The sequence below is a fragment of the Roseateles sp. GW821-FHT09G09 genome (genome assembly GCF_059415965.1).
On sequence record NZ_JBWKOG010000010.1, the window covers coordinates 157,629 to 181,762 of the forward strand.

Here is a 24,134-nt window from a genome sequence, read left to right on the forward strand (position 1 = left end):
TCGTGACCCGGACGCTGGCGTTGGCGGCCGGCCTGCTCGTCGCCGCGCTGTCTGCGCGGGCCGCCCCCGCAGACCCCGCGGGTTCCGCCGCGGCCTCGCGCTTCGACCGCTGCTTCGTGCTGGCCGGCGAGCGCTACGGCGTCTCGCCGCTGCTGCTGAAAGCCATCGCGCGCCAGGAATCCGGCCTGAACCCGGCGGCGATCAACCGCAACGCCAACGGCTCGACCGACGTCGGCCTGATGCAGATCAACTCCTCGTGGCTGCCGGTGCTGGCGCGCCACGGCGTCAAGGCCAGCGACCTGCACGTGCCCTGCGCCAACATCCTGGTCGGGGCGTGGATCCTGGGCGGCAACTTCCGCGCGATGGGCCGCAACGCGGAGGCGCTGGGCGCCTACAACGCCCGCGATCCGGTCAAGCGGCAGGCCTACGCGCGGCAGGTGCTGCGGCACTACGTCGCGCTGCGGGCGGCGCCCGGCACGCCGGATTCAGTCGCCCAGGTCCGCTGATCCCGCCGCGTCCGGCCCCGGCGCGTCCCCCGACGGCGGGCCGCCGACGCGCGCGATCATGACCTGGTCGACGCGGTGGCTGTCCACGTCGACGACCTCGAAGCGCCAGCCGTGCCATTCCACGACGTCGGTGCGCTTGGGGATGCGGCGCAGCATCACCATCAGGAAACCGGCCAGCGTGTCGTACTGGCCGTGGTGCGGGAAATCGTCCACGCCCAGCGCGCGCTGCACGTCGGGGATGGGCGTGATGCCGTCGGCCAGGAAGCTGCCGTCGTCGCGCCGGATGATCTGCTGCTCCTCCTCGGCGGTGGAGACCAGCGAGCCCATCACCGTGCTCATCACGTCGTTCAGCGTGATGACGCCCACGACCAGCGAGTACTCGTTGACGATGACCGCGAAGTCCTCGTGCGCGTTCCTGAAATGCGTCAGCACCTCGGCCAGGGTCAGCCGGTCCGGCACGATCAGCACCTTCTTGACCAGCGCCGGCTCCGCGCGCAGCGAGATGACCTCGCCGCGCAGCACGCGCTGGAACAGGTCGGTCGCGTCGACGTAACCGACCACCTGGTCGATCTCGCCCGCGCAGACGAGGTAGGTGGAATGCGGCGCGTCCGCGATCCGCGTGCGGATCAGCGCCTCGTCGTCGTCGAGCGAGAAGTACACGACGCGCTCGCGCGAGGTCATCGAGGACTCGACGGTGCGGGTCTCGAGCTCGAAGACGTTCTCGATCACCTGCTGGTCGGCGGCCGAGACGACGCCGGCGCGCTGACCGGCCGCGGCCAGGGCGAGGATGTCGTCGTGGGTGATCGTGTTGTCCGGGCTCATCGGCCGGCCCAGCAGGCGCAGCAGGCCGTCGGCCACGTGGTTCAACGCCCAGGCGATCGGCCGCAGCACGATCGTGAGGAACAGCATCGGCCGGATCAGCGCCATCGCGACCCGCTCGGGCTCGTTCATCGACAGGCGCTTGGGCAGCAGGTCCGCCAGCACGACGAAGAGGATGGTGACGCAGGTGAAGGACAGCGCGAAGGCCGCGCGCTGCGCCGTGTCGATGTCGATCAGCGGCCGCAGCAGCGTCTCGAAGTGCGGCGTCAGCGCGCCCTCCCCGACCACGCCGGCCAGGATCGCCAGCGTGTTGACGCCGATCTGCACGACGGTGAAGTAGTAGCCGGGGTGCTCCTGGACCTTCAGCACCTGCGCGGCGCGGTGGTCGCCCTCGTCCGCCAGCTGTCGCAGCTTCAGCCGCCGCGACGCGGCCAGCGAGAGTTCCGCCATCGAGAAGAAGGCGCTGGCGCAGATCAGCAGGAAGATGAGCAGCAGACTGGAACTCAAGGCGGCTTTCGGCAGGGAGGGGTGGCCAGTGTAGCGGGCGCTCCGCGCCGCCCGGGTAGCCCATCCAGGCCAGAAACCCCGCGGGACTGACTCATCCAGGCGGGGGCGCGGGCCGATGCGGGTGCGCGGCTTGCTTGGCCCCCCCTAGACTCCACCGACTCCGGCCCCGACCAGGAAATATCTGCCGATGCATGCCTCGCCCGCCGGCTCCCCCGGCCTGCCGCCCCCGCCCGCCGAGCCGCGCGCCGGGGCGTGCGCCGACACGGCGCTCCCGGCGCCCGCCACGGCCCCGCGCCGCCGCCACTTCCTGGACGGCGGCGGCGAGATGGGCGAGCGCATGCGCGCGCTCGACTGGCGCGCCACGCCGCTCGGGCCGCCGGACGGCTGGCCGGCCTCGCTCAAGACGGTCGTGCGCATGATGCTGGACTCGCGCTATGCGATGTGGCTGGCGTGGGGGCCGGAGATGACCTTCTTCTGCAACGACGCCTACCTGCCGACGCTGGGGCTCAAGCGCGAGTGGGCGCTCGGGGCCCGGTCGGAGCGCGTCTGGGCGGAGGTCTGGGACGCCGCGTACAGCCGCATCCGCCACGTGCAGACGACCGGCGAGGCGACCTGGGACGAAGGCCTGCTGCTGTTCCTGGAGCGCAGCGGCTTCTCCGAGGAGACGTATCACACCTTCTCCTACAGCCCGGTCTACGACGACGACCTGTGCGTGCACGGCATGCTGTGCGTGGTCACCGAGGTCACGGACCGCGTGATCGGCGAGCGGCGCCTGCGCGTGCTGCGCGACCTGGCGGCACGCGCCGTCGGGGCGGACGAGACGCACGAGTGTGCGCGGCGCGTGTGCGGCGTGGTGTCCGACTCCCGGCTGGACCTGCCGTTCGCCGCGATCTACCTGAACGACCCCGGCGGGCAGAGCGCGCGACGCGTCTGCTTCAGCCTGCCGCCGGCGCCGGAGACGCAGCCGGGCTCCGCCGAGGCCGCCTCGCCCTTCCCGGAGGCGCTCAGCCTGACCGATCCCCCGGACGGCTGGCCGCTGCGGGACCTGGCGACGGGTGGCGCGGCCCGGGACCTGCCGGACATGCCGGCGCTGGGCGTGTCGCTGACGCTGCCGCCCTGGCCCGAGACCCTGTCGCGTGCCGTGCTGCTGCCCTTGCGCAGCACCGGCAAGGACCTGGCCGGTTTCCTGGTGCTGGGCGTCAGCCCGCGCCGGCCGCTGGATGAGGAATACCGGGACTTCCTGAACCTGGTCGCGGGCCAGGTGTCGGCGGCGCTCGCCGACGCGTCCGCCTACGAGGCCGAGCGCCGTCGCGCGGAGTCGCTGGCCGAACTGGACCGGGCGAAGACGGCCTTCTTTTCCAACATCAGCCACGAATTCCGCACGCCGCTGACGCTGATGCTGGGCCCGCTCGAGGAATGCGTGACCGCGCCCGACCTGGACGGCCCGACGCGGGATCGGCTGGCCCTGGTGCTGCGCAATGCCACGCGGCTGCAGCGGCTGGTGAACACGCTGCTGGACTTCTCGCGCATCGAGGCCGGCCGCTCGCAGGCGCGCTACCAGGCCACCGACCTCGCCACGCTGACGCGCGACCTGGCGAGCACCTTCCGGTCCGCGATGGAACGCGCGGGCCTGGCCTTCGAGGTCGACTGCGCGCCGCTGGCCGGGCACGCCTACGTCGACCGGGAGATGTGGGAAAAGATCGTCCTGAACCTGCTGTCCAACGCCTTCAAGTTCACGATGCGCGGTCAGGTCACGGTGCGCCTGCGGCAGTCCGGCGGCGATCCGCGACTGGCCGTGCTGGAGGTGGCCGACACGGGCGTCGGCATCCCGGCGGACGAGCTGCCGAAGGTCTTCGAGCGCTTCCACCGCGTCGCCGGCGCGGAGGGCCGCACCCACGAGGGCTCGGGCATCGGGCTGGCGCTGGTGCAGGAGCTGGTGCGGCTGCACGGCGGCCGGATCGAGGCGTCCAGCGTGCATGGCGAAGGGACGCTCTTCCGCGTCCTGCTCCCCTTGGGCCGCGAGCATCTGCCGCAGGATCGCATCGAGCGGGTGGCGCCCGTCCCGCCGGCCTTGCCCGCCAGCACGACCGGCGCGCGCGCCTACGTCGAGGAAGCGCTGCGCTGGCTGCCCGCGCCGGAGTCGCTGCGGGAGGTGGCGCCCGGCCGCGCCGGCGCGGGCGGCGGCGCGTGGCCCGCGGCGGACCAGCGCTTCGCCGCGACCTTCGGCGCGCGGATCGTCGTCGCCGACGACAACGCCGACATGCGCGCCTACCTGCGCGACCTGCTGTCGCCCTACTACGCGGTCGAGCTCGCGGCGGACGGCCTGCAGGCGCTGGAGGCCGCGCGGCGCGAGCCGCCGGACCTGCTGCTCAGCGACGTCATGATGCCCAGGCTGGACGGCCTGGCGCTGCTGACGGCGATCCGCGCGGATGCGAGGCTCGGGGGCGTGCCGGTGGTGCTGCTGTCGGCGCGCGCCGGCGAGGAGGCCCGCATCGAGGGCCTGGACTCGGGCGCGGACGACTACATGATCAAGCCGTTCTCGTCGCGCGAGCTGCTCGCGCGGCTCGGCGCGCTGCTGGAGCTGCGGCGCCTGCGGCAATCGGCGGAGGCGGCCTTCCGGCTCCGGACCGAGCAGTTCGAGACCCTGCTCAACGAGGCGCCGATGGGCGTGTTCCTGGTCGAGCACGACGGCACGACGCTGCGCCTGCGCGAGGCCAATCCGACGGCGCGCGCGACCTTCGGCCGTCCTGCAGAACTGATCGGCGCGCGCTTCGATGCGCTCGTGGAGCGGCAGTGGGGCCATCCGCTGTCCGACCAGATCGTGTCGCTGTTCCTGCGCACGCTGGAGACCGGCGACCCGTACCACACGCCCGAGTTCATCCAGGAGCGCAGCGACCTCGGCGTCACCGAGGCCTACGAATGGCAGATCAGCCGCATCCCGCTGCCGGACGGCTCGCCGGGGGTGGTCTGCTATTTCCGCGAGATCTCCGCGCACCTCAAGGCGCGGCGCCGGCTGGAGGCGGCGGACCGGCAGAAGGACCAGTTCCTGGCGATGCTGGCGCACGAGCTGCGCAATCCGATTGCGCCGATCCGCAGCGCGGGTGACGTGCTGTCCCGGATCGGCCTGCCCGATGAACGCTCGAAGAAGATGGTGGCCATCATCCGTCGCCAGGTCGAGACGCTGACGCGCCTGGTGGACGACCTGCTGGACGTCTCGCGGATCACGCAGGGCCGGGTGGAGCTGCAGCTCGGTCCGGTGCTGCTGTCGGAAGTCATCGCGCAGGCGGTGGAGACCGCGGAGCCGCTGATGCGGGAGCGGCGCCACCACTTCTCGGTGACGACCGGCGGGCAGCCCGTGCGCGTGAACGGCGACCTGGCCCGGCTGGTGCAGTGCGTGGCCAACATGCTCACGAACGCCGCGAAGTACACCGATCCGGAGGGCCGGATCGACCTGTCGATGAGCGAGGAGCCGTCCTCGTCCGGCGGCCCCGGCAGCGCGCTGATCCGGGTCAGCGACAACGGCATCGGCGTGCCGCCCGCGCTGCAGGCGACGATGTTCGACCTGTTCGTGCAAGGCGACCGCGCGCTGGACCGCTCGCAGGGCGGCCTGGGCATCGGCCTGTCGCTGGTGAAGCAGCTGATCGGCATGCACGGCGGCAGCGTCTCGGTGCACAGCGAAGGCGCGGGATCCGGGGCGCGTTTCGAGCTGCGCCTGCCGATGCTCGCGACGGCACCGGCCTGACCGCGGCCGGCCGGATTCACAGCCCCAGCAGCTTCATGCCCTTCGTCAAGGTCTGCCGGCTCTGCCAGTAGTCCCGCCACGGGTCGACCTTCTGGAAGCTGAGCCGGTCGCGCGCGTTGGCCAGGGTCCACTGGTCGGCCCGCTTCACGTCCCCCAGTTCGTCCCAGTCGATCGGCATCGAGACGCCGAGCCCCGGCCGCGCGCGGACGGAGAAGGCGCAGGCGGTGGTCTGCCCTTCCCCGTTGCGGAGGTAATCCGGGAAGATCTTCCCGACGCGGTTCTTCGGGCCGCTCTTGGCGGAGAACTTCTTCGGGAAGGTCGCGGCCAGGTGCTGCACCAGGGCCTGGCTGAAGGCCTTCGTCGTCGCGTGGTCGTGGCGTCGTGCCAGCGGGACGACGACGTGCAGCCCCTTGCCGCCGCTGGTCTTGAGCCAGGACTGCAGGCCGAGTTCCTGCAGCAGCGCGCGCGTGATGCGGGCGGCCTCCGCGACCGCCGGGAACCCGACGCCTTCGCCCGGGTCCAGATCGATGATGAAGCGGTCCGCGCGATCGAGCTTGTCGTCCTGCGCGTTCCAGGTGTGGAACTCGATCGCGTTCATCTGCGTCAGCGCCATCAGCGCGGCGGGATCGGGCAGGACGATGAGCTCGTCGCCCTCGACATGCTTCTGGAAGAACAGCTGTCCCTCGATGCCGTCAGGCGCGCGCACGATGGCCACGGGCCGCCGGGCGAGGTGAGGCTGCATCCAGTCGATCACGCTCTCGTAATAACGGACCAGCTCCATCTTGGTATGGCCCGTCGACGGGTCGATGACGCGCTCCGGATGCGTGATGCGCAACTGGCCGGCAGCGGCCGAGGCCGTTTTGCCCGCCGTCTTGCCCGCTTGCTTTACCGCCGTCTTGCCCGCCTGCTTTCCCGCGCGCTTGATCGGCGGATTCGGCGTCTCGCCGTCAGGCACCTTCGACCTGGACGTCGCCGTCGTCGATCTCGTCGATCTCGTCGATGTCTTTGCTGTCTTCGTTGCCTCTGATGCCGTCGATGCCTTCGATGCCTTCGATGCCTTCGACGTTGTCGGCGCCCGGACCTCCTCGGCGGGCCGGGCGGCCTCGCGGCCGACGTCCTTCGGCGCCTTGTCCTCGCGCTCGCCCTGGAACGAGGCGTGGCGCACGTGGCCGTCCGGGGTCCATTCGGCGAAGGCGACCTCCACGACGAGCGTCGGTTTCACCCAGCGCGCGGCGCCGCCGGTGCGACCGGCGATCCGCGACCAGTGGCTGCGGGCGATCGTCGTGTCGTCGAAGTGCGGCGTCTTGACCTCGAGGGCGGTGAGCCGCTTGTGCATCTCGCCCGCCTGCTTCAGCGACCAGCCGGTCCCCACGCGCCCGGCGTAGCGCAGTTCGCCGTCCTCGTGGTAACCGAGCAGCAGGCTGCCCAGCGCTTTCGCGCCGTCCGAGCGGTCCGTGAAGCCGACGACGACGAACTCCTGCCGCTGCTGGCATTTCAGCTTCACCCAGGCCTCGCTGCGGGCGGACACGTAGGGGCTGTCGGGGCGCTTCAGGATCAGGCCCTCGAGCCGCATCTGGCAGGCGGCGGCCAGCATCTCCTCGGGCGGCACCGCAAAGTCCTCGCTGAATCGGAGGCGCTCGCCCTCCTGCCCGTTCATCAGGGCGCGCAGCACGGCGCGACGGTGGATCAGCGGCACCTCGCGCAAGTCGTGGCCGTTCAGGAACGGCAGGTCGAAGAGGAAGTAGACGATGTCCTCGTGCCGCGTCCGGTTCGGATGTCCGATCGCGTTCTGCAGCAGGCTGAAATCCGGCGCGCCGTCGTCGCGCAGCACGACGATCTCGCCGTCCAGCCAGGCGGTGTCGATGTCGAGGCCGGCGATCGCCGCGGCGAGCGAGGGCAGCCGCGAGGTCCAGTCGTTGCCCCCGCGCGTGATCAGCTGCACCTTGCCCTTGTCGACGCGGGCCATCAGCCGGTAGCCGTCGAACTTCGCCTCGGCGATCCAGTCGCCGGGTGGCGTCGCGCTGACCAGCGTGGCGAGTTGCGGCGTGAGCGCCGCCGGCAGCCGCGACTTCTTCGCGCGGCGGAGGTCGGGGTCGCCCACCGCCGGATCGCCGCCGGCGTCTTTTGTCTCGGCGCCGTCGGTCGCAACGCCGACGCCTGCGGGGTCGCCTCGCGCCTCGGCCGGCCCCAACGGATGCTGGATCACGCTGTCCGGCAGCTCGACGGTGACGTCGTAGTCCGCATGCGGACGCTCGCGGCCGTCGTGCTTCTTGATCAGCAGCCACTGCTCGCGCTTGGCGGCATCGCGCGAGGTCCGGATCAGTTGCCACAGCCCGGCGAGCTTGTGCCCCTGCAGGCGGAACACGAGCTTGCCGTCGCGCAGCCCGTCGTGCGGATCTCCTTCCGGCGTCCACGTGCCCTGGTCCCAGACGATCACTTCGCCCGCGCCATACTGCTTGGGCGGGATCGTGCCTTCGAAGCCGCCGTAGGAGAGCGGATGGTCCTCGACATGGATCGCCATGCGACGTTCCTTGGGGTCGTACGACGGCCCCTTGGGGACGGCCCAGCTTACCAGGACGCCGTCGAGTTCCAGCCGGAAGTCGTAGTGCAGGTGGCTGGCCCAGTGCTTCTGGATCACGAAGGACAGCGCCGGCGGCGACGCTTTCCCGGCCCTTCTCGAAGTCGTCGACGTCGTCGACGTCTTCCCGCCGCGCGGGCGTTTCTCCCGGTCACGGACCTGGCCCGTGTCGTCCGGCTCGGGCGTGATGCGGAAGTCCCGCTTCTGCCGGTAGCGGGACAACGGATCCTGGCGCGGTGCGGTCGGCATCGGCGGGCTCCTCGCGGTTACGCGGCGCTCAGGCCGCCTTCTTCTTGGACTTGCCGCCGAGGCTGCGGCGCAGCAGCTCGGTCAGGTCCACGACGTTCCCGCCCTCGCCGCCTTCGCCGCCCTCACCCGGGGCGGCCTCCAGCGGCGTGACGGTCTCCGTCTCGCCCTCGTCGACCTTGCGCGCGATCAGCGCGCGGATCGCCGCGGTGAATTCATCGTGGTAGTCCTCGGGGTGCCAGTCGTTGCTCATCTCGTCGATCAACTGGCGGGCCATCTGCAACTCGGCCGGCTTGAAGCCATGCGCGGCCTTGCCTTCGGCGGGCAGGTTGAGGTCGTCGCAAGGGCGGATCTCGTTGGCCCAGCGCAGCATGCCGATCATCAGCGCCGGTCCGGCCGGCAGCAGCGCGGCCAGGTGCTCCTTGCTGTGGATCACCAGCCGCGCGATGGCGATCAGGCCGGCGTCGGCCATTGCCTCGCGCAGCAACGCGTAGACCTTGCCGGATTTGCCGATCGGCTCCAGGTAGTACGGCTTTTCCAGGTAGACGAAGGACACCTGCGTGGCGGGCACGAAGGTCTCGATCTCGATGGTCTGGGTGGTGGTCGGGTAGGCCTTGCGGATCTCGTCGTCGGACACCAGGACGTAGTCGCCGTTCTCCTGCTTCACGCCCTTGACGACCTGCGTCTTGTCGATGTCCTTGCCGGTGCGCTTGTTGATGCGCTTGTAGCCGACCGGGTCCATGCTGCGCTTGTCGAGCCAGTCGAAATCGACGCGCTGGTCGCGCGAGGCCGGGTACAGCGCGACCGGCACGTGCAGCAGGCCGAAGCTGATGGCGCCCTTCCAGATCGCACGGCGGGCGGCGGGGGCGTCGTCGCTGTCGCCGCGCGCCGCGGCGGCCGGATGCGCCTTGCCTTGGGACTTGCCTGACGCCTTGCTCGGCGACGCCCGATCGGCGTTGGACGCACGGGGGCGGTTCGCTCCTGCGGCGCTCCGGCTGCCGGTTCGCGGGGCGGCCTTGCGAGGGCTTCGGGATGAGGGGGCGGCGGTTCTGCTGGGCATGGGACCCTCGACGGCGTATCGATGGAATCCGTCACTCGGCAAATCACGCGCCCGTGGGGCTCACCGGCGCGCCGGCGGCGCCTGGCACGCCCGCAACGCCCGACACGCCCGACATGCCCGACACGCCGCGCCTCGGCGCGTCGGCGCAGGCATCCGGCTTGCTCAGTTCATGAGACAGAGGACCATCGCCGTTGCCTGACCCTCCATGTCCCCGGAAGCCCCCGTCATGCTGCTCGTCCACCCTTCATCCGATCCGCCCGCCGTGGCGCAGCGCTACGTCGACCGGCGGGATGCGGGCCGGCAGTTGGCGACCCGCCTGATGGCCTATGCGCATCGCGACGATGTGACGGTGCTCGCGCTGCCGCGCGGCGGTGTGCCGGTGGCGGCGGAGATTGCGCATGCGCTGGAGGCGCCGCTGGACATCCTGGTCGTGCGCAAGCTGGGCCTGCCCGGTCAGCCGGAGTACGCGATGGGCGCAATCGCCTCGGGCGACGTGCGGGTGCTCAACACGCAGGTGCTGCAGCAGTTGGCGATCAGCTACTCCGCGGTGGAACTCGTCACCCGCGCCGAGGTGCGCGAACTGCACCGGCGCGAAAGGCTCTATCGCGGCGACCGGCCGATGTCGACGGTCGAGGGCCGGCAGGTGATCCTGGTGGACGACGGCATGGCGACGGGCGCGTCGATGCGCGCGGGCGTCCAGGCGCTGCGCGAGATGCGGCCGGCGAAGATCATTGCGGCGGTGCCGGTGTCGTCGCCGGAAACCTGCCACCTGATCTCGCAGGATGCCGACGAAGTCATCTGCGCCCGCACGCCGGAGCGCTTCCGCTCGGTCGGGCAGTGGTACGAACGGTTCGAGCAGACGACGGATGACGAAGTGCGGCGATGGCTGGCCGCCACACCGCACGATCAGCTGTTCGATCGCGTCAACTGAACTTCGACCGTTTCGGAACGCTGACCGTGGAGGTGACACGGCTGCTTGTCGCCGTGCCCCCCGCTCAGCTGAACAGTCGTCTCGCCACCGCGCTGCCCGCGGCGAGATCGCGCGCGGCCAGGGACTTGTAGAGCTCCGACAGCTCCTGCCCGATCGACTGGAAGGCGTGCAGGTTCAGGATCTGGTTGCGGTCGTCGCAGACGTCGGCCTCGAAGTCGCGCGCCAGGTTGCGTGCCGATTCCTGCCAGGTCGCGAACGGCTCCAGCGCCTCCGGCGTCTGCAGCACGTCCAGCGACAGCGTCAGCTCCCGCAGCGACGAGGCCTGCGGGTCTTCCGCCAACGCCGCCTGGGCGTCGAAGTTCAGCGTCAGCAGCGGCGGCGCGCCCTCCTCCGCCGCCGGCATCACCAGCCGGCCCGGGATGGACCCCGGCACGAACCCGTGCCGCAACGCCCCCTGCTGCACGAAGCCCAGCGTCCATGCGGCGCCACGCGCCTTCAGCACGATCGCCAGCTGCGCATCGTGCCCGGCCGCGAACTGGTCGAGCTCGCGCGCCCGGCCCACGACGTCCAGCATGTCCGGGAACTCGGGCATCGCGCCGACGCCGTCCGCGAATCCCTGGATCTTCTGCACGAACTCGGAGTACTCGATCTCGTTGAGCGCGCCGCTCCGGTTGGCCATCTGCAGCCCCGCCTGGAACTCGCCGTAGCGCTGGCCGGGGTGCGGCAGCTCCCACTCGCCACTGTCGGCGTTCAGGCCTTCGATGTGGAAGGGCTTGGTGCCCGCGCGCCGGCTGCCCGGCAGATGCGACAGCGCCATCTCGCCGCTCACCGGCGACTCCGGCGTCATCGTGGCGATCGCGTCGATCAGCGCGTCGATGCGCGTCGACGCCTTGCGCGCCCGCGCCATCGCCGGCACGGTCTCGTCCAGCGTGCGCAGGTCCATCGTGCGCGAGTCCACCGCCTCGCCGTCGCCCGTGCCGTCCAGCGTGAGCGACGATTCGCCCGCGGTGGCACTGCCAGCGCCGCCCCCTCCTCCGCTACCCAGGCTGGGCTCCTGGCGGTCGCCCGCCGGCACGATCGGCTCGGCACGCCGCGGGCCCGCCTTGCGCGCGCTCCACCACCCCTGCGCCAGCAGCCCCACCAGCACCACGCCGCCCAGCGCGGCCAACAGCGTCGTCAGGTTCCAGTCCGTCGTCATCGCTCGTTTGCTCCTGCGGCCCCGCGCGCCTCGTGAGCCCCGTAGGCCTCCTGCGCCGCGATCACCGTCGTCGTCCTCATTGCTCGGCCATCGCCAGCGCGGATTCCATGTCCACCGCCACGATGCGCGACACGCCCTGCTCCTGCATCGTCACGCCGATCAGCTGCTTGGCCATCTCCATCGCGATCTTGTTGTGCGAGATGAACAGGAACTGCGTGATCTTGCTCATCTCCGACACCAGCCGCGCATAGCGCTCGGTGTTGGCGTCGTCCAGCGGCGCGTCCACCTCGTCCAGCAGGCAGAAGGGCGCCGGGTTCAGCTGGAAGATCGCGAACACCAGCGCGATCGCCGTCAGCGCCTTCTCGCCGCCCGACAGCAGGTGGATGGTCGAATTCTTCTTGCCCGGCGGCTGCGCCATCACCTGCACGCCGGCGTCCAGGATCTCGTCGCCGGTCATGACCAGCCTGGCCTGGCCGCCGCCGAACAGGCTCGGGAACATGCGCCCGAAATGTTCGTTGACCTGGGTGAAGGTCGAGCCCAGCAGGTCGCGCGTCTCCAGGTCGATCTTGTGGATCGCGTCCTCCAGCGTCGTGATCGCGCTGGTGAGGTCGGCCATCTGCGAATCGAGGAAGGTCTTGCGCTCACGCGCCGCGCCCAGTTCGTCGAGCGCCGCCAGGTTCACCGCGCCCAGCGCCGCGATCTCGCGGTTGATGCGGTCGATCTCGCCCTGCAGGCCGTAGAGCTTGACGCCGCCGTCCTCGACGCTCTTCGCGAGCGCTTCCAGGTCGACGTTCTGCGCCACCAGCTGCTCCATGAACTGCTGACCGCCCAGCGCGGCCGCCTGCTCGTCGAGCTGCAGCTTGGTGATGCGCTCGCGCAGCGGCTCGAGCGCGCGCTCGATCGTCATGCGCTGTTCCTCGCTGCGCTTGAGGCGCAGGCTGAGGTCATCGTAGTTGGCGCGGACGACGGCCAGCGCCTGCTCGCGCTCCATCTTCAGCGCCAGCGCGTCCTGCAGGCCGGCCTGCGCGGCGGCGTCGTCGAGCTCGGCGCGCTCCTGCGCCATGCTCTGCACCGTCTGCTCGTTGACCTGCACCTGCTGGCGCGAGGTCTCGATGGCGCGCTGCAGCTCGCCGCGCTTGGCCGCCAGCGCCCGGGCGCTGAAGACGGCTTCCTGCGCGCGGCGCTCCAGCACGCGCTGGTGTTCTCGGGCCTCGGTCAGCTTGCGCTCGGCGTTGATCACCGCTTCGTCGAGCTCGGCATGCTTCTCCTGCGTCGTCGCGAGCTGCTGGTCCAGTTCCTCGAAGCGCGCCTCGCCTTCCATGCGGCGTTCCATCAGCGCCTCGTTCTGCGCGTCGATCTCGCCGAGCTCGTCGTCCAGCTGCGTGCGTCGTGCGACGGCGGCTTCGGTCTGCTGCGCCAGGCGCAGCAGCTCGACCTGCAGCTGATGCGCGCGGGCCTGCGTCTCGGAAGCCTCGCGGCGCACCACCGCCAGGCGCTGCGACGCGTCCGTGTAGGCGGCTTCGGCCCGCACGGCCTGCGCGCGCGACTCGTCGGCGATCAGGGTCTGCGCACGCTGTTCGCGTTCGAGGTTCTCGATCTCCTGCGCGCGCGCCAGCAGACCGGCGGTCTCGCTGTCGGGCGCGTAGAAGCTCACCGCGAACTGGCTCACGGCATGGCCCTCGCGGGTCATGATCAGCTCGCCATGGGTCAGCTTGGGGCGCTGCGCCAGCGCCTCCGAGATGGACTCGGCGGTGTAGATGCCCCCCAGCCAATCGTTCAGCAGCGCCTTCAGGCCGTTGGAGTCCAGCTTCAGCAGATCGCTGAGCGGCGACAGCGCGCGGTGCGTGTTGGCGATCTCGCCGCTGGGCAGCGAATAGAACGCGAGTCGCGCCGGCGGCGGATCGGACGCGAAGGCCTGCACCGTCTCCAGCCGGCCCACCGACAGCGCGCCCATGCGCTCGCGCATCGCGGCCTCGAGGGCGTTCTCCCAGCCCGGCGTGATGTGCAGCTGCGTCCACAGGCCCTTGATGTCCTGCAGGCCGTGCTTGGCCAGCCAGGGCTTGAGCTTGCCTTCGGTCTGCACCTTCTCCTGCAGCGCGCGCAGCGCGGTCAGGCGGGCGACGATGTCCGTCAGCTTCGCGGCCTGCTGCTGCGATTCCCGTTGCGCCAGCTGGCGCGCCTCGTCGGCGGCCGGCGCGGCTTCGGCGAGCTCCGCGAGACGCGCGTCGGCGACGGCCTGCTGCTCGTCGGCGGCGACCGACAGGCGCTTCACCTCGTCGAGCTTGTCGTGCTGCGGCGCGGCCAGCCCTTGACGCTCCTGCGCGAGGCGCTCGCGGCGACCGCGCAGGCCCTTGAGCTGTTCGTCGACGCTGCGGCTCTCCGCGGCCAGCACCTGGATCTGCTGCTGGACCTGCGTGACCTGGGTGCGCTGCTCGTTGGCGCGGCCCTGCGCGGCGCGCACCCGGTCCTCGACCTCGGGCAGCTTCATCGCCTGCTCCTCGGCCTGGGCGGCGAGGATCTCGCTCTGCTCCTCGGCCTGGGCGATCTGGGTGGCGACGTCCTCGAGCTCCACCTGCGCCTGCTCGGCGCGGTCCTGCCACTGCTGGTTCTGCGCCTGCAGTTCGACCAGGCGCTGCTCCAGCCGCTGGCGGCCTTCGACGACGTAGCGGATGCGCTCCTCCAGCCGGCTGACCTCCATCTGCGCCTCGGCCATGCGGCCTTGCGCGGCGTGCAGCTCGTCGCCGGCGCCGTAGTGGGCCTGGCGGAGGGTCTCCAGCTCGGCCTCGAGGTGACGCAACTCGGCCATGCGGGCCTCGAGCGCATTCACCGCCTCCGAGTGCTCGGTCTTCACCCGCGTGGCCTCGCCGGCCGCGTCGCGGTGCTTCAGGAACCACAGCTGGTGCAGCTTCAGCGTGCCCTGCTCCTGCAGGTTGCGGTAGTTCGCGGCGACCTCGGCCTGGCGTTCCAGCTTCTCGAGGTTGTTGTTGAGCTCGCGCAGGATGTCCTCGACGCGGGTCAGGTTCTCGCGCGTGTCGCGCAGCCGGAGCTCGGTCTCGCGTCTGCGTTCCTTGTACTTCGAGACGCCGGCGGCCTCCTCGAGGAACATGCGCAGTTCCTCGGGCTTGGACTCGATGATCCGGCTGATCGTGCCCTGGCCGATGATGGCGTAGGCGCGCGGCCCCAGGCCGGTGCCGAGGAACACGTCCTGCACGTCGCGACGACGCACCGGCTGGTTGTTGATGAAGTAGCTGCTGGTGCCGTCGCGGGTCAGGACGCGCTTGACGGCGATCTCGGTGAACTGGTTCCACTGGCCGCCGGCGCGGGCGCTGGTGTTGTCGAACACCAGCTCCACGCTGGAGCGGCTGGCCGGCTTGCGGTTGCCCGAGCCGTTGAAGATCACGTCCTGCATGGACTCGCCGCGCAGTTCACTGGCCTTGCTTTCGCCCAGCACCCAGCGCACCGCATCCATGATGTTGGACTTGCCGCAGCCGTTGGGGCCGACCACGCCGACCAGCTGCCCGGGCAGCTGGAAGGTCGTCGGATCGGCAAAGGACTTGAAGCCCGAGAGCTTGATCGAGTTCAGTCGCATCGGGTGGGACCACCGGCCGTCGCAGCCGTCACGTGATCTAAGCCTTTGATTTGATTGTGGAAACGCCCCTTGACGGGGCGCTCGATTCGCGGCGGATGATACCATCGCGCCCTTCGCATTCCGGCCCTCGCCGCCCTTTGAAGCAGCGACCGCCCCACTCTCGAATCCACATGGCCAAGACCCCTTCCGCCAAGCCGGCCGCGCCGGCTGCCGTTTCCTCTTCCAAAGCCAAGGACGCCAAGGCGCCCAAGGCTTCCAAGGCGCTGAAGTTCGTCGAGCCGATCAAGGCCGCGAAGAACGTCAAGCCGGACACCGCCGTGCCGCCCAAGATGCGCGACATGCCGCCCAATCCGCCCAGCCGTCCGAGCAAGGAGATCCACGTCTTCCCCAACCCGGCGCCGGAACGCGACTACGTCATCCAGTTCCAGATCCCCGAGTTCACCTGCCACTGCCCGCTGACCGGCCAGCCGGACTTCGCGCACTTCACGATCGACATGATCGCGGACCAGTACTGCGTCGAGCTCAAGAGCCTGAAGATGTACTTCTGGAGCTACCGCGACGAGGGCGCGTTCCACGAGAAGGTGACCAACACCATCCTCGAGGACATCGTGAAGGTCACGAACCCGCGCTTCATCCGCATCACCGCGAAGTGGTACGTGCGCGGCGGCATCTACACGAACGTCGTGACCGAGCACCGCAAGAAGGGCTGGAAGCCGCTGCCGGCGGTGGACCTGCCCGCGCACGGCTTCGAGACCGGCCTGCTGCGCTGAGCGGCTGGGCCAACGGTCGCTGGACCTCACCGAAGCCCGCCGGATGGCCCTGGCCTACGACACGGACACGCAGTTCGTCGCGGTCGCGCTCCGGCGCAGCCGCATCGACGGCTACGGCGTGTTCGCGGCCGAGGTCATCCCCGCCGGCACCCGGCTCGGCCTGCTGACCGGCGAATCGATCACCGTTGCCGAGGCGCGCCGCCGTGCGCAGGAGAGCCAGCGGCTGATGCTGGTGGAGCTCTCCGCGGCGCGGGCGATCGACGCGAGCCGCTCGCAGGACGCGATGCGGTTCACCAACCACAGCTGCCGCCCCAACGCCCGCATCCAGGTCGAGGACGGCGAGATCAGCTTCTTCGCGCTGGGCGATCTCGCGCCCGGCGACGAGATCACCGTCGACTACGGATCGACCCATCACGAGGGACGCCTGCCCTGCCGCTGCGGCGCGCCGGGGTGTCGAGGTTCGCTTTGATCGGCAAGCCTGCGTTGTCGACGCAAGTACCGGGGGCGGCGCGCGTCCCCCTATGATTCCTCGCATGAGCTCCACCCCTGCTTCGCCCCCGGTCCAGCCGCCCGTCAATCCTCGACTGGCGCTGCTGAACCCCTACCCGTTCGAGCGCCTGCGCGCCCTGACCCAGGGCATCGTTCCGAACCCCGACCTCCGGCCGATCTCCCTGGGCATCGGCGAGCCGAAGCATCCGGCGCCCCAGCTCGTCGAAGACGCGCTGATGGCCAACCTCAAGGGCCTGTCCAGCTATCCCGCCACCGCCGGCGAACCCCGGCTGCGCGAGGCCATCGCCGGCTGGCTGCAGCGGCGTTATGCGCTGGCCCTCGATCCCGCCACGCAGGTCCTGCCGGTGAACGGCTCGCGGGAGGCGCTGTTCGCCCTCGCGCAGGTCGTGATCGATCCGTCCCGCCCCGGCGCGACCGTCGTCTGCCCCAATCCCTTCTATCAGATCTACGAAGGCGCCGCGCTGCTCGCGGGCGCGACGCCGGCCTTCGCGAACTCCGACCCGGCGCGCAATTTCGCCGCCGACTGGTCGCGGATCGACGCGGCGACCTGGTCGCGCACGCAGCTGCTGTATGTGTGCTCGCCGGGCAACCCGACCGGCGCCGTCATGCCGCTGTCCGAATGGCAGACGCTGTTCGAGCTCAGCGACCGGTATGGCTTCGTGATCGCCTCGGACGAGTGCTATTCCGAGATCTACTTCCGCGACGGCCCCGACGCCGCCCCGCTGTCGGGCCTGCAGGCGGCCGCTCGGCTCGGCCGCCCGGACTTCCGCAACCTGATCGCGTTCACCAGCCTGTCCAAGCGCTCCAACGTGCCGGGCATGCGTTCGGGCTTCGTCGCCGGCGACGCCGCATGGATCAAGCGCTTCCTGCTGTACCGCACCTACCACGGCTCGGCGATGAGCCCGCTGATCCAGGCCGCCAGCATCGCCGCCTGGAACGACGAGGACCATGTGATCGCCAACCGCGCGCAGTACCGCGCCAAGTTCGCCGCCGTCACGCCGCTGCTGGCCGAGGTGCTGGACGTCGCCCTGCCCGACGCGGGTTTCTACCTGTGGGCGGCCGTGCCAGACGGTAACGATATTGGCTTCGCCCAGGGGCTGCTCGCTCAATACAATGTCGGCGTCCTGCCCGGCAGCCTGCTGGCCCGCGACGCCCAGGGGATCAACCCCGGCGCCGGCCGCATCCGCCTGGCGCTGGTGGCCGAGCAGGCCGAATGCCTGGAAGCCGCCCACCGCATCGTCGCCTTCGTGAAGCAGCTTCAACCGTCGTCCTGACCGTTCACCGCTTCACGCGCCTCGGCCCACACGCATCGCCCGACACGCATCGCCCGACACGCCTCGCTCCCCCACCGCTTTCCGAATCCCCTCGAACACATCCCCGCACCATGACGCAAGACCTGCAATCGATCATCGACCTCGCCTGGGAAGGCCGCGCCAACCTGACCTCCGCCAACAGCCCCGAAGTGCGGGCCGCGGTGGACGAGGTCATCGCCGGCCTGGACGCCGGCACGCTGCGCGTGGCCGAGCGCAAGGCCGTCGGTGAATGGACCGTGCACCAATGGGTCAAGAAGGCCGTGCTGCTGTCCTTCCGCCTGAACGACAACCGCCAGATGGGCGCCGGCGACATGACCTTCTTCGACAAGGTCCCGACCAAGTTCGGCGGCCAGACCGACGAGCAGCTGCGCGCCGCCGGCGTGCGCGTCGTGCCCCCGGCCGTCGCCCGCCGCGGCAGCTTCATGGCCAGGAACGTCGTGCTGATGCCGTCGTACGTGAACATCGGCGCCTACGTCGATGAAGGCACGATGGTCGACACCTGGGCCACCGTCGGTTCCTGCGCGCAGATCGGCAAGCACGTCCACCTGTCCGGCGGCGTCGGCATCGGCGGCGTGCTGGAGCCGCTGCAGGCCAACCCGACCATCATCGAGGACAACTGCTTCATCGGCGCGCGCTCGGAGATCGTCGAGGGCGTGATCGTCGAGGAGAACTCGGTCATCTCGATGGGCGTCTACATCGGCCAGAGCACCCCGATCTACGACCGCGAGACCGACACCGTCTCGTACGGTCGCGTCCCGGCCGGCTCGGTCGTCATCAGCGGCAGCCTGCCGAAGAACGACAAGTACAGCCTGTACGCCGCCATCATCGTCAAGAAGGTCGACGCCGGCACTCGCGCCAAGACCAGCATCAACGAACTGCTGCGCGCGTAATCGGGCCCACCCCCTGCCGGCTGACGCCGGCCCCCTCAGGAGGGGGCGAGCCCCTGTGTCCGGCCACGCCGGACCCAGGGCGCCGCCTGGTGAATACAACGTTTAGGATGCCGGACCGGGTTGTCGGCAAGAAGGGATGGAGATGAGCACGGGAAACATGGAGCGCATCCTGCGCCTGATGGCCGAGAAGGGCGCATCCGACACCTACCTGTCGGCCAACATGCCGGTGCTGATCCGGATCAACGGACAGATGCTGCAGCTGTCGGATCAACTCCTGACCCCGGCGCAGCCGCGTGCGCTGATCTCCGAGGTCGTCGATCCGCAGCACATGTCCGAGCTGGACACCAACGGCGAGCTGAACCTGGCGGTCTCGATCCCCAAGGTCGGCAGCTTCCGGCTCTCGGGCTTCCGCCAGCGCGGCTCGATCGCGGCGGTGTTCCGGCACATCCCGCACGTCATCCCCACGCTGGACAGCCTGGGCCTGCCGCCCATCCTGGCCAAGCTGATCACCGAGAAGCGCGGCCTGATCCTGATGGTCGGCGCGACCGGCACCGGCAAGAGCACCACGCTCGCGTCGATGCTGGAGCACCGCAACCAGACGATGACCGGCCACATCCTCACGATCGAGGATCCGCTGGAATACCTGTTCACCAACAAGCGCTCGCTGGTCAACCAGCGCGAGGTCGGCCGCGACACCGCCTCGCTGCAGATCGCGTTGAAGAACGCGCTGCGCCAGGCGCCGGACTGCATCCTGATCGGCGAGATCCGCGACCGCGAGACGATGACGGCCGCGATCTCGTACGCGCTGTCGGGCCATCTGGTCGTCGCCACGCTGCACGGCAACAACAGCTACCACGCGCTCAACCGGATCATGTCCTTCTACACGCCGGAATCGCGTCCGGCGATGCTGAACGACCTGGGCGCCGGCCTGAAGGCGGTGGTCTCGCAGCGCCTGGTGCGCGCCGCCGCGGGCGGCCGCGTGCCGGTCACCGAGATCCTGCTGAACACCAAGCTGGTCGCGGAACTGATCGAGCAAGGCGACTTCGCCGGCGTCAAGGAGGCCATGGAGAAGTCGATGGCCGAGGGCTCGCAGAGCTTCGAGGAACACTTCGCCCGCCTCATCACTGACGGCACGATCACCCGCGAGGAAGGCCTGGCCTTCGCCGACTCGCCGACCAACCTGCTCTGGCGCCTGCAGAACGACGGCCCCGGGGTCAAGCCCGGTGGCCCGGGCGCGCCGAAGAAGGAAGAGCCGGCGGAGGACACCGCCAACTTCACCTCCATCACGCTGGACGTGCAGCCGAGCTGACCCCTTGAAACGCCGCAGCCCTGAACGCACCGACGATCCCGACGACCGATGGACGACCTGACCCTCGCACTGCTGGAGCAGTTGATCGCCCGCCCGTCGGTGACACCGGCCGATGCCGGTTGCCTGGAGCTGATCGGCGCGCGCCTGGCCGGCGCCGGCTTCACGCTCGAACGGCTGGACAGCGGGCCGGACGACTTCCGCGTCAGCAACCTGTGGGCGGTGCGTCGCGGCCAGTCGGCGGACGGTCCGCTGCTGGTCTTCGCCGGCCATACCGACGTGGTGCCCACCGGCGACCTCGCGAAGTGGACCAGCGATCCCTTCGTCCCCACCGTGCGCGGCGACCGGCTGTACGGACGCGGCGCGGCGGACATGAAGACCTCGCTGGCGGCCATGGTCGTCGCGGCGGAGGACTTCGCCGCGATGCACCCGGACCACCGCGGCAGCGTCGCCTTCCTGCTCACCAGCGACGAGGAAGGCCCGGCGCGTGACGGCACCGTCGTCTGCGTCGAGCGTCTGCGCGCGCGCGGCGAGCGGCTCGACTACTGCGTCGTCGGCGAGCCGACGTCGGTCGAGCGGCTCGGCGACACGGTCAAGAACGGCCGCCGCGGCTCGCTCTCCGGCAAGCTGCGGGTGATCGGCGTGCAGGGCCACGTCGCCTACCCGCATCTGGCGCGCAATCCGGTCCACCTGGCCGCGCCCGCGCTGGCCGAACTGGCCGTGAGCGAATGGGACGGTGGCAACGCCTACTTCCCGCCGACGACCTTCCAGATCTCCAACCTCACCGCCGGCACCGGCGCCGGCAACGTGATCCCCGGCGAGATGGTGGTGGACTTCAACTTCCGCTTCTCGACCGAATCGACGCCGGACTCGCTGAAGCAGCGGGTGCACGCGCTGCTGGAGCGTCACGGCCTCGCGTACGCGCTCGACTGGTCGCTGTCCGGCGAACCCTTCCTGACGCCGGTGGGCGAGCTGTCGGCCGCGATCAGCGCCGCCATCGAGGCCGAGACCGGCGTGACCGCCGAGTTGTCCACGACCGGCGGCACCTCGGACGGCCGCTTCATCGCCAAGCTCTGCCCGCAGGTGGTGGAATTCGGACCGCTCAATGCGAGCATCCACAAGATCGACGAATACGTGCCGCTGGACCAGATCGCGCCGTTGACGCGCATCTACCGACGCACCCTGGAGAATCTGCTGCTGTGACGCTGTTGGAATTGATCGAGGCCCAGGCCGCCCGCCTCCGTGAGGCGGGCGTTTCGTTTGGGCATGGCACGACGAACGCCTTCGACGAGGCCGCCTGGCTGAGCCTGTGGGCGCTGGACATGCCGCTGGACGCGCTCGATGCGCTCGATGCGCTCGATGTGCACCACGCCGAGGCGGTCGACGACGCCGGCCGCGCGAAGGTCGAGGCCCTGGTGGCCGAACGCATCGCCACGCGCAAGCCCGCCGCCTACCTGACGCGCGAAGCGTGGCTGCAGGGCGTGCCGTTCTACGTCGACGAGCGCGCCATCGTGCCGCGCAGCTTCATCGCCGAGCTGCTGGCCGACGCGACCATCGACGCCTGGCTGTCCGACCACACCCGGCGCGTGCTGGACCTGTGCACCGGCAACGGCAGCCTGGCCGTGCTGGCCGCGATGGCCTGGCCCGATGTGGCGGTCGACGCGATCGACCTGAGCGCCGACGCGCTCGCGGTCGCGGCGATCAATGTCGGGCGTCACCAGCTCGGCGATCGCATCCGACTGCTGCAGGGCGACGGCCTCACGCCGGCGCAAGGCCCGTACGACCTGATCCTGTGCAATCCGCCGTACGTGAACAGCACGTCGATGGCGGCGCTGCCGGACGAATACCGCGCCGAGCCCGAGCTGGCGCTGGCGGGCGGCGCCGACGGCATGGACTTCATCCGTGCCCTGCTCTGCGGCGCGCCCGCGCAGATGACGCCGCACGCGGTGCTGGTCCTGGAGATCGGCAACGAGCGCGAATTTTTTGAAGCCGCCTTCCCGCGACTCGAAGCCGCCTGGCTCGAGACCTCCGCGGGCGAGGACCAGGTCCTGCTGCTGACGCGCGAGGCGCTGGTCGCCGCGGGCTTCGGCCCTGATGACGAACAAGGAGTTTCCCCATGATCACGCTGCGCAACATCGTGCTGCGCCGCGGCACCAAGGTCGTTCTCGATGACGCGAGCGTCGTGCTGCAACCCGGCGAGAAGGTCGGCCTGGTGGGCCGCAACGGCGCGGGCAAGTCCAGCCTGTTCTCGCTGCTGACCGACCGCCTGCACAGCGACAAGGGCGACGTGGAGATCCCGCGCCACTGGGCGCTCGCCGAAGTGGCGCAGCACATGCCCGAAACCGACATGCCGGCCACCGAGTTCGTGCTGGAAGGCGACGTCCGGCTGATGGCCGCGCGCCAGGCGCTGGCCGAGGCCGAAGCCGCCGATGACGGCCACGCCATCGCCGACGCCTATGCGCAGCTGATGGACGCCGGCAGCCTGGACGCGCCCGCCCGCGCGCAGGCGCTGATGATGGGCCTGGGCTTCAAGGGCGCGCAGGTCGATGCGCCGGTCAACAGCTTCTCCGGCGGCTGGCGCATGCGGCTGCAGCTGGCGCGCGCGCTGATGTGCCCGTCCGACCTGATGCTGCTGGACGAGCCCACCAACCACTTGGACCTGGATGCCCTGGTCTGGCTGGAAGCCTGGCTGCAGCGCTATGAAGGCACGATGATCATCATCAGCCATGACCGCGAGTTCCTGGACGCGATCACCAAGGTCACGCTGCATCTGGACGACGCGAAGCTGTACCGCTACGGCGGCAACTACACCGCGTTCGAATCGATGCGCGCGGAGCGCATGCTCCAGCAGCAGCAGGCCTTCAGCAAGCAGCAGGAGCGCATGGCGCACCTGCAGAAGTTCATCGACCGCTTCAAGGCCAAGGCCAGCAAGGCCAAGCAGGCGCAGAGCCGCGTGAAGGCGCTGGAACGCATGGAGCGCCTGGCGCCGGTGCTGACGGCCTCGGACTTCAGCTTCGAGTTCCGCGAGCCGCAGAACCTGCCCAATCCGATGCTGATGTTCGACACGGTCGCGGTGGGTTACGACACGGACGAGGGCGAGAAGGTCATCGTGCGCGGCATCGACCGCTCCGTGCTCGCCGGCCAGCGCTTCGGCATCCTGGGCGCGAACGGTCAGGGCAAGTCGACCTTCGTGAAGACGGTGGCGCGCATGCAGCGCGCGATGGGCGGCACGATCACCGAGGGCAAGGGCTTGTCGATCGGCTACTTCGCGCAGCAGGAGATGGACGTGCTGCGGCCCGACGAAGGCCCGCTGATGCACATGATCCGGCTGGCCAAGGAGGTCAGCCCGAACGCGCGCGAGCAGGAGCTGCGCGACTTCCTCGGCCAGTTCCGCTTCGTCGGGGACATGGTCAACCAGGAGGTGGGCAGCCTGTCGGGGGGCGAGAAGGCGCGGCTGGTGCTGGCGATGCTGGTCTGGCAGCGCCCCAACCTGCTGCTGCTGGACGAGCCGACCAACCACCTGGACCTGCAGACGCGCGAAGCGCTGTCGATGGCGCTCAACGAGTTCGAAGGCACCGTCATGCTGGTCAGCCATGACCGTGCCCTGCTGCGCGAGGTCTGCGACGAGTTCTGGCTGGTGGCCGACGGCAAGCTCGCGCCCTTCGACGGCGACCTGGACGACTACCAGCGCTGGCTGCTCGATCGGTCCAAGGAGGCCGCGAAGCTCGCCAAGGAAGAGGCCAAGCAGGCACTGCGCAGCGCCCGCGCCAGCAGCGCCACAAGCGCCACGAGCGCCGCCCCCGCCGCCCCTGCGCCGTCCCCCGTGGCGGTGGCAGCAGCCCCCGTGCTTGCCGCGCCGGTGGCACCGTCCGCCCCCGTCAAGCGGGAAGACCGCAAGCTCAGCGGACAGGCCCGCCAGAAACTGTCCGAGCAGACACGCCCGCTGCGCAAGGAGATGGAGCAGATCGATACCCGCATGAAGGCGTGGTCGGAAGAGCGCGCCGCGCTTGAAGCGCAGCTCTCCGGCGCCGGCCAGACGTCGGCGCAGATCGCCGACGCCGGAAAGCGCTTGAAGGCCATCGGCGACGAGGTGGAAGCCGCGGAGCTCCGTTGGCTCGAACTCAGCGAACAGGTCGACGCGATCCAGACGACGGGCTGACTCTGCCCCG

General features: G+C 70.2%; 16 protein-coding genes. 11 read left to right on the plus strand and 5 right to left on the minus strand.

Annotated features, from left to right (window positions below):
• The first annotated feature begins 2 nt into the window (after positions 1–2).
• Positions 3–506, plus strand: a complete 504-nt coding sequence (locus AC07O8_RS24105; RefSeq protein ID WP_495050466.1) for a lytic transglycosylase domain-containing protein — start codon at positions 3–5, stop codon at positions 504–506.
• Here AC07O8_RS24105 and paeA read toward each other — a convergent pair.
• Positions 486–1,832: a polyamine export protein PaeA gene (paeA, locus tag AC07O8_RS24110; protein ID WP_495050467.1), complete on the minus strand. Its 1,347-nt coding sequence runs from the start codon at positions 1,830–1,832 to the stop codon at positions 486–488. The genes AC07O8_RS24105 and paeA overlap by 21 nt on opposite strands.
• 187 nt (positions 1,833–2,019) lie before the next feature.
• Between paeA and AC07O8_RS24115 the strand changes: the two genes are divergently transcribed.
• On the plus strand, positions 2,020–5,574 hold the full coding sequence (locus AC07O8_RS24115; protein WP_495050468.1) for an ATP-binding protein: 3,555 nt from the start codon (positions 2,020–2,022) through the stop codon (positions 5,572–5,574).
• Positions 5,575–5,590: 16 nt separating this feature from the next.
• On the opposite strand, the gene ligD is transcribed toward AC07O8_RS24115, so the two are convergent.
• Both ligD and ku read right to left on the minus strand, forming a co-directional pair.
• Positions 5,591–8,401, minus strand: a complete 2,811-nt coding sequence (gene ligD, locus AC07O8_RS24120) for a DNA ligase D (RefSeq protein WP_495050469.1) — start codon at positions 8,399–8,401, stop codon at positions 5,591–5,593.
• A gap of 28 nt (positions 8,402–8,429) precedes the next feature.
• Entirely contained in the window at positions 8,430–9,458 is a 1,029-nt protein-coding gene (ku, locus tag AC07O8_RS24125) for a non-homologous end joining protein Ku (protein ID WP_495050470.1), read from the minus strand.
• A 226-nt stretch (positions 9,459–9,684) separates the two neighbouring features.
• On the opposite strand from ku, the gene AC07O8_RS24130 reads away from it, so the two are divergent.
• Complete coding sequence (locus AC07O8_RS24130) at positions 9,685–10,389, plus strand: phosphoribosyltransferase (protein ID WP_495050471.1); 705 nt, start codon at positions 9,685–9,687, stop codon at positions 10,387–10,389.
• Positions 10,390–10,453: 64 nt separating this feature from the next.
• On the opposite strand, the gene AC07O8_RS24135 is transcribed toward AC07O8_RS24130, so the two are convergent.
• A complete protein-coding gene (locus AC07O8_RS24135; RefSeq protein ID WP_495050472.1) occupies positions 10,454–11,587 on the minus strand; it encodes a cell division protein FtsZ in 1,134 nt (377 codons plus the stop codon).
• Positions 11,588–11,663: 76 nt separating this feature from the next.
• On the minus strand, positions 11,664–15,176 hold the full coding sequence (smc, locus tag AC07O8_RS24140; RefSeq protein ID WP_495050473.1) for a chromosome segregation protein SMC: 3,513 nt from the start codon (positions 15,174–15,176) through the stop codon (positions 11,664–11,666).
• Between the two features lie 338 nt (positions 15,177–15,514).
• On the opposite strand from smc, the gene queF reads away from it, so the two are divergent.
• The 8 genes from queF to AC07O8_RS24180 all read left to right on the plus strand — a co-directional run bounded on the left by queF (position 15,515) and on the right by AC07O8_RS24180 (position 24,124).
• On the plus strand, positions 15,515–15,946 hold the full coding sequence (gene queF, locus AC07O8_RS24145) for a preQ(1) synthase (RefSeq protein WP_067281975.1): 432 nt from the start codon (positions 15,515–15,517) through the stop codon (positions 15,944–15,946).
• A gap of 43 nt (positions 15,947–15,989) precedes the next feature.
• Entirely contained in the window at positions 15,990–16,415 is a 426-nt protein-coding gene (locus AC07O8_RS24150; RefSeq protein ID WP_495050474.1) for an SET domain-containing protein, read from the plus strand.
• A 64-nt stretch (positions 16,416–16,479) separates the two neighbouring features.
• Positions 16,480–17,730, plus strand: coding sequence for a succinyldiaminopimelate transaminase (gene dapC, locus AC07O8_RS24155; RefSeq protein WP_495050475.1), 1,251 nt, complete (start codon positions 16,480–16,482; stop codon positions 17,728–17,730).
• Between the two features lie 110 nt (positions 17,731–17,840).
• Positions 17,841–18,659, plus strand: coding sequence for a 2,3,4,5-tetrahydropyridine-2,6-dicarboxylate N-succinyltransferase (dapD, locus tag AC07O8_RS24160; RefSeq protein ID WP_495050476.1), 819 nt, complete (start codon positions 17,841–17,843; stop codon positions 18,657–18,659).
• 142 nt (positions 18,660–18,801) lie between these two features.
• Complete coding sequence (locus AC07O8_RS24165) at positions 18,802–19,968, plus strand: PilT/PilU family type 4a pilus ATPase (protein ID WP_297531404.1); 1,167 nt, start codon at positions 18,802–18,804, stop codon at positions 19,966–19,968.
• A 48-nt stretch (positions 19,969–20,016) separates the two neighbouring features.
• Complete coding sequence (gene dapE, locus AC07O8_RS24170; RefSeq protein ID WP_495050477.1) at positions 20,017–21,168, plus strand: succinyl-diaminopimelate desuccinylase; 1,152 nt, start codon at positions 20,017–20,019, stop codon at positions 21,166–21,168.
• On the plus strand, positions 21,165–22,085 hold the full coding sequence (gene prmB / locus AC07O8_RS24175) for a 50S ribosomal protein L3 N(5)-glutamine methyltransferase (RefSeq protein ID WP_495050478.1): 921 nt from the start codon (positions 21,165–21,167) through the stop codon (positions 22,083–22,085). Before dapE ends, prmB begins: the two co-directional genes overlap by 4 nt.
• Positions 22,082–24,124, plus strand: coding sequence for an ATP-binding cassette domain-containing protein (locus AC07O8_RS24180; RefSeq protein WP_495050479.1), 2,043 nt, complete (start codon positions 22,082–22,084; stop codon positions 24,122–24,124). The genes prmB and AC07O8_RS24180 overlap by 4 nt, the downstream gene beginning before the upstream one ends.
• Positions 24,125–24,134: the final 10 nt, after the last annotated feature.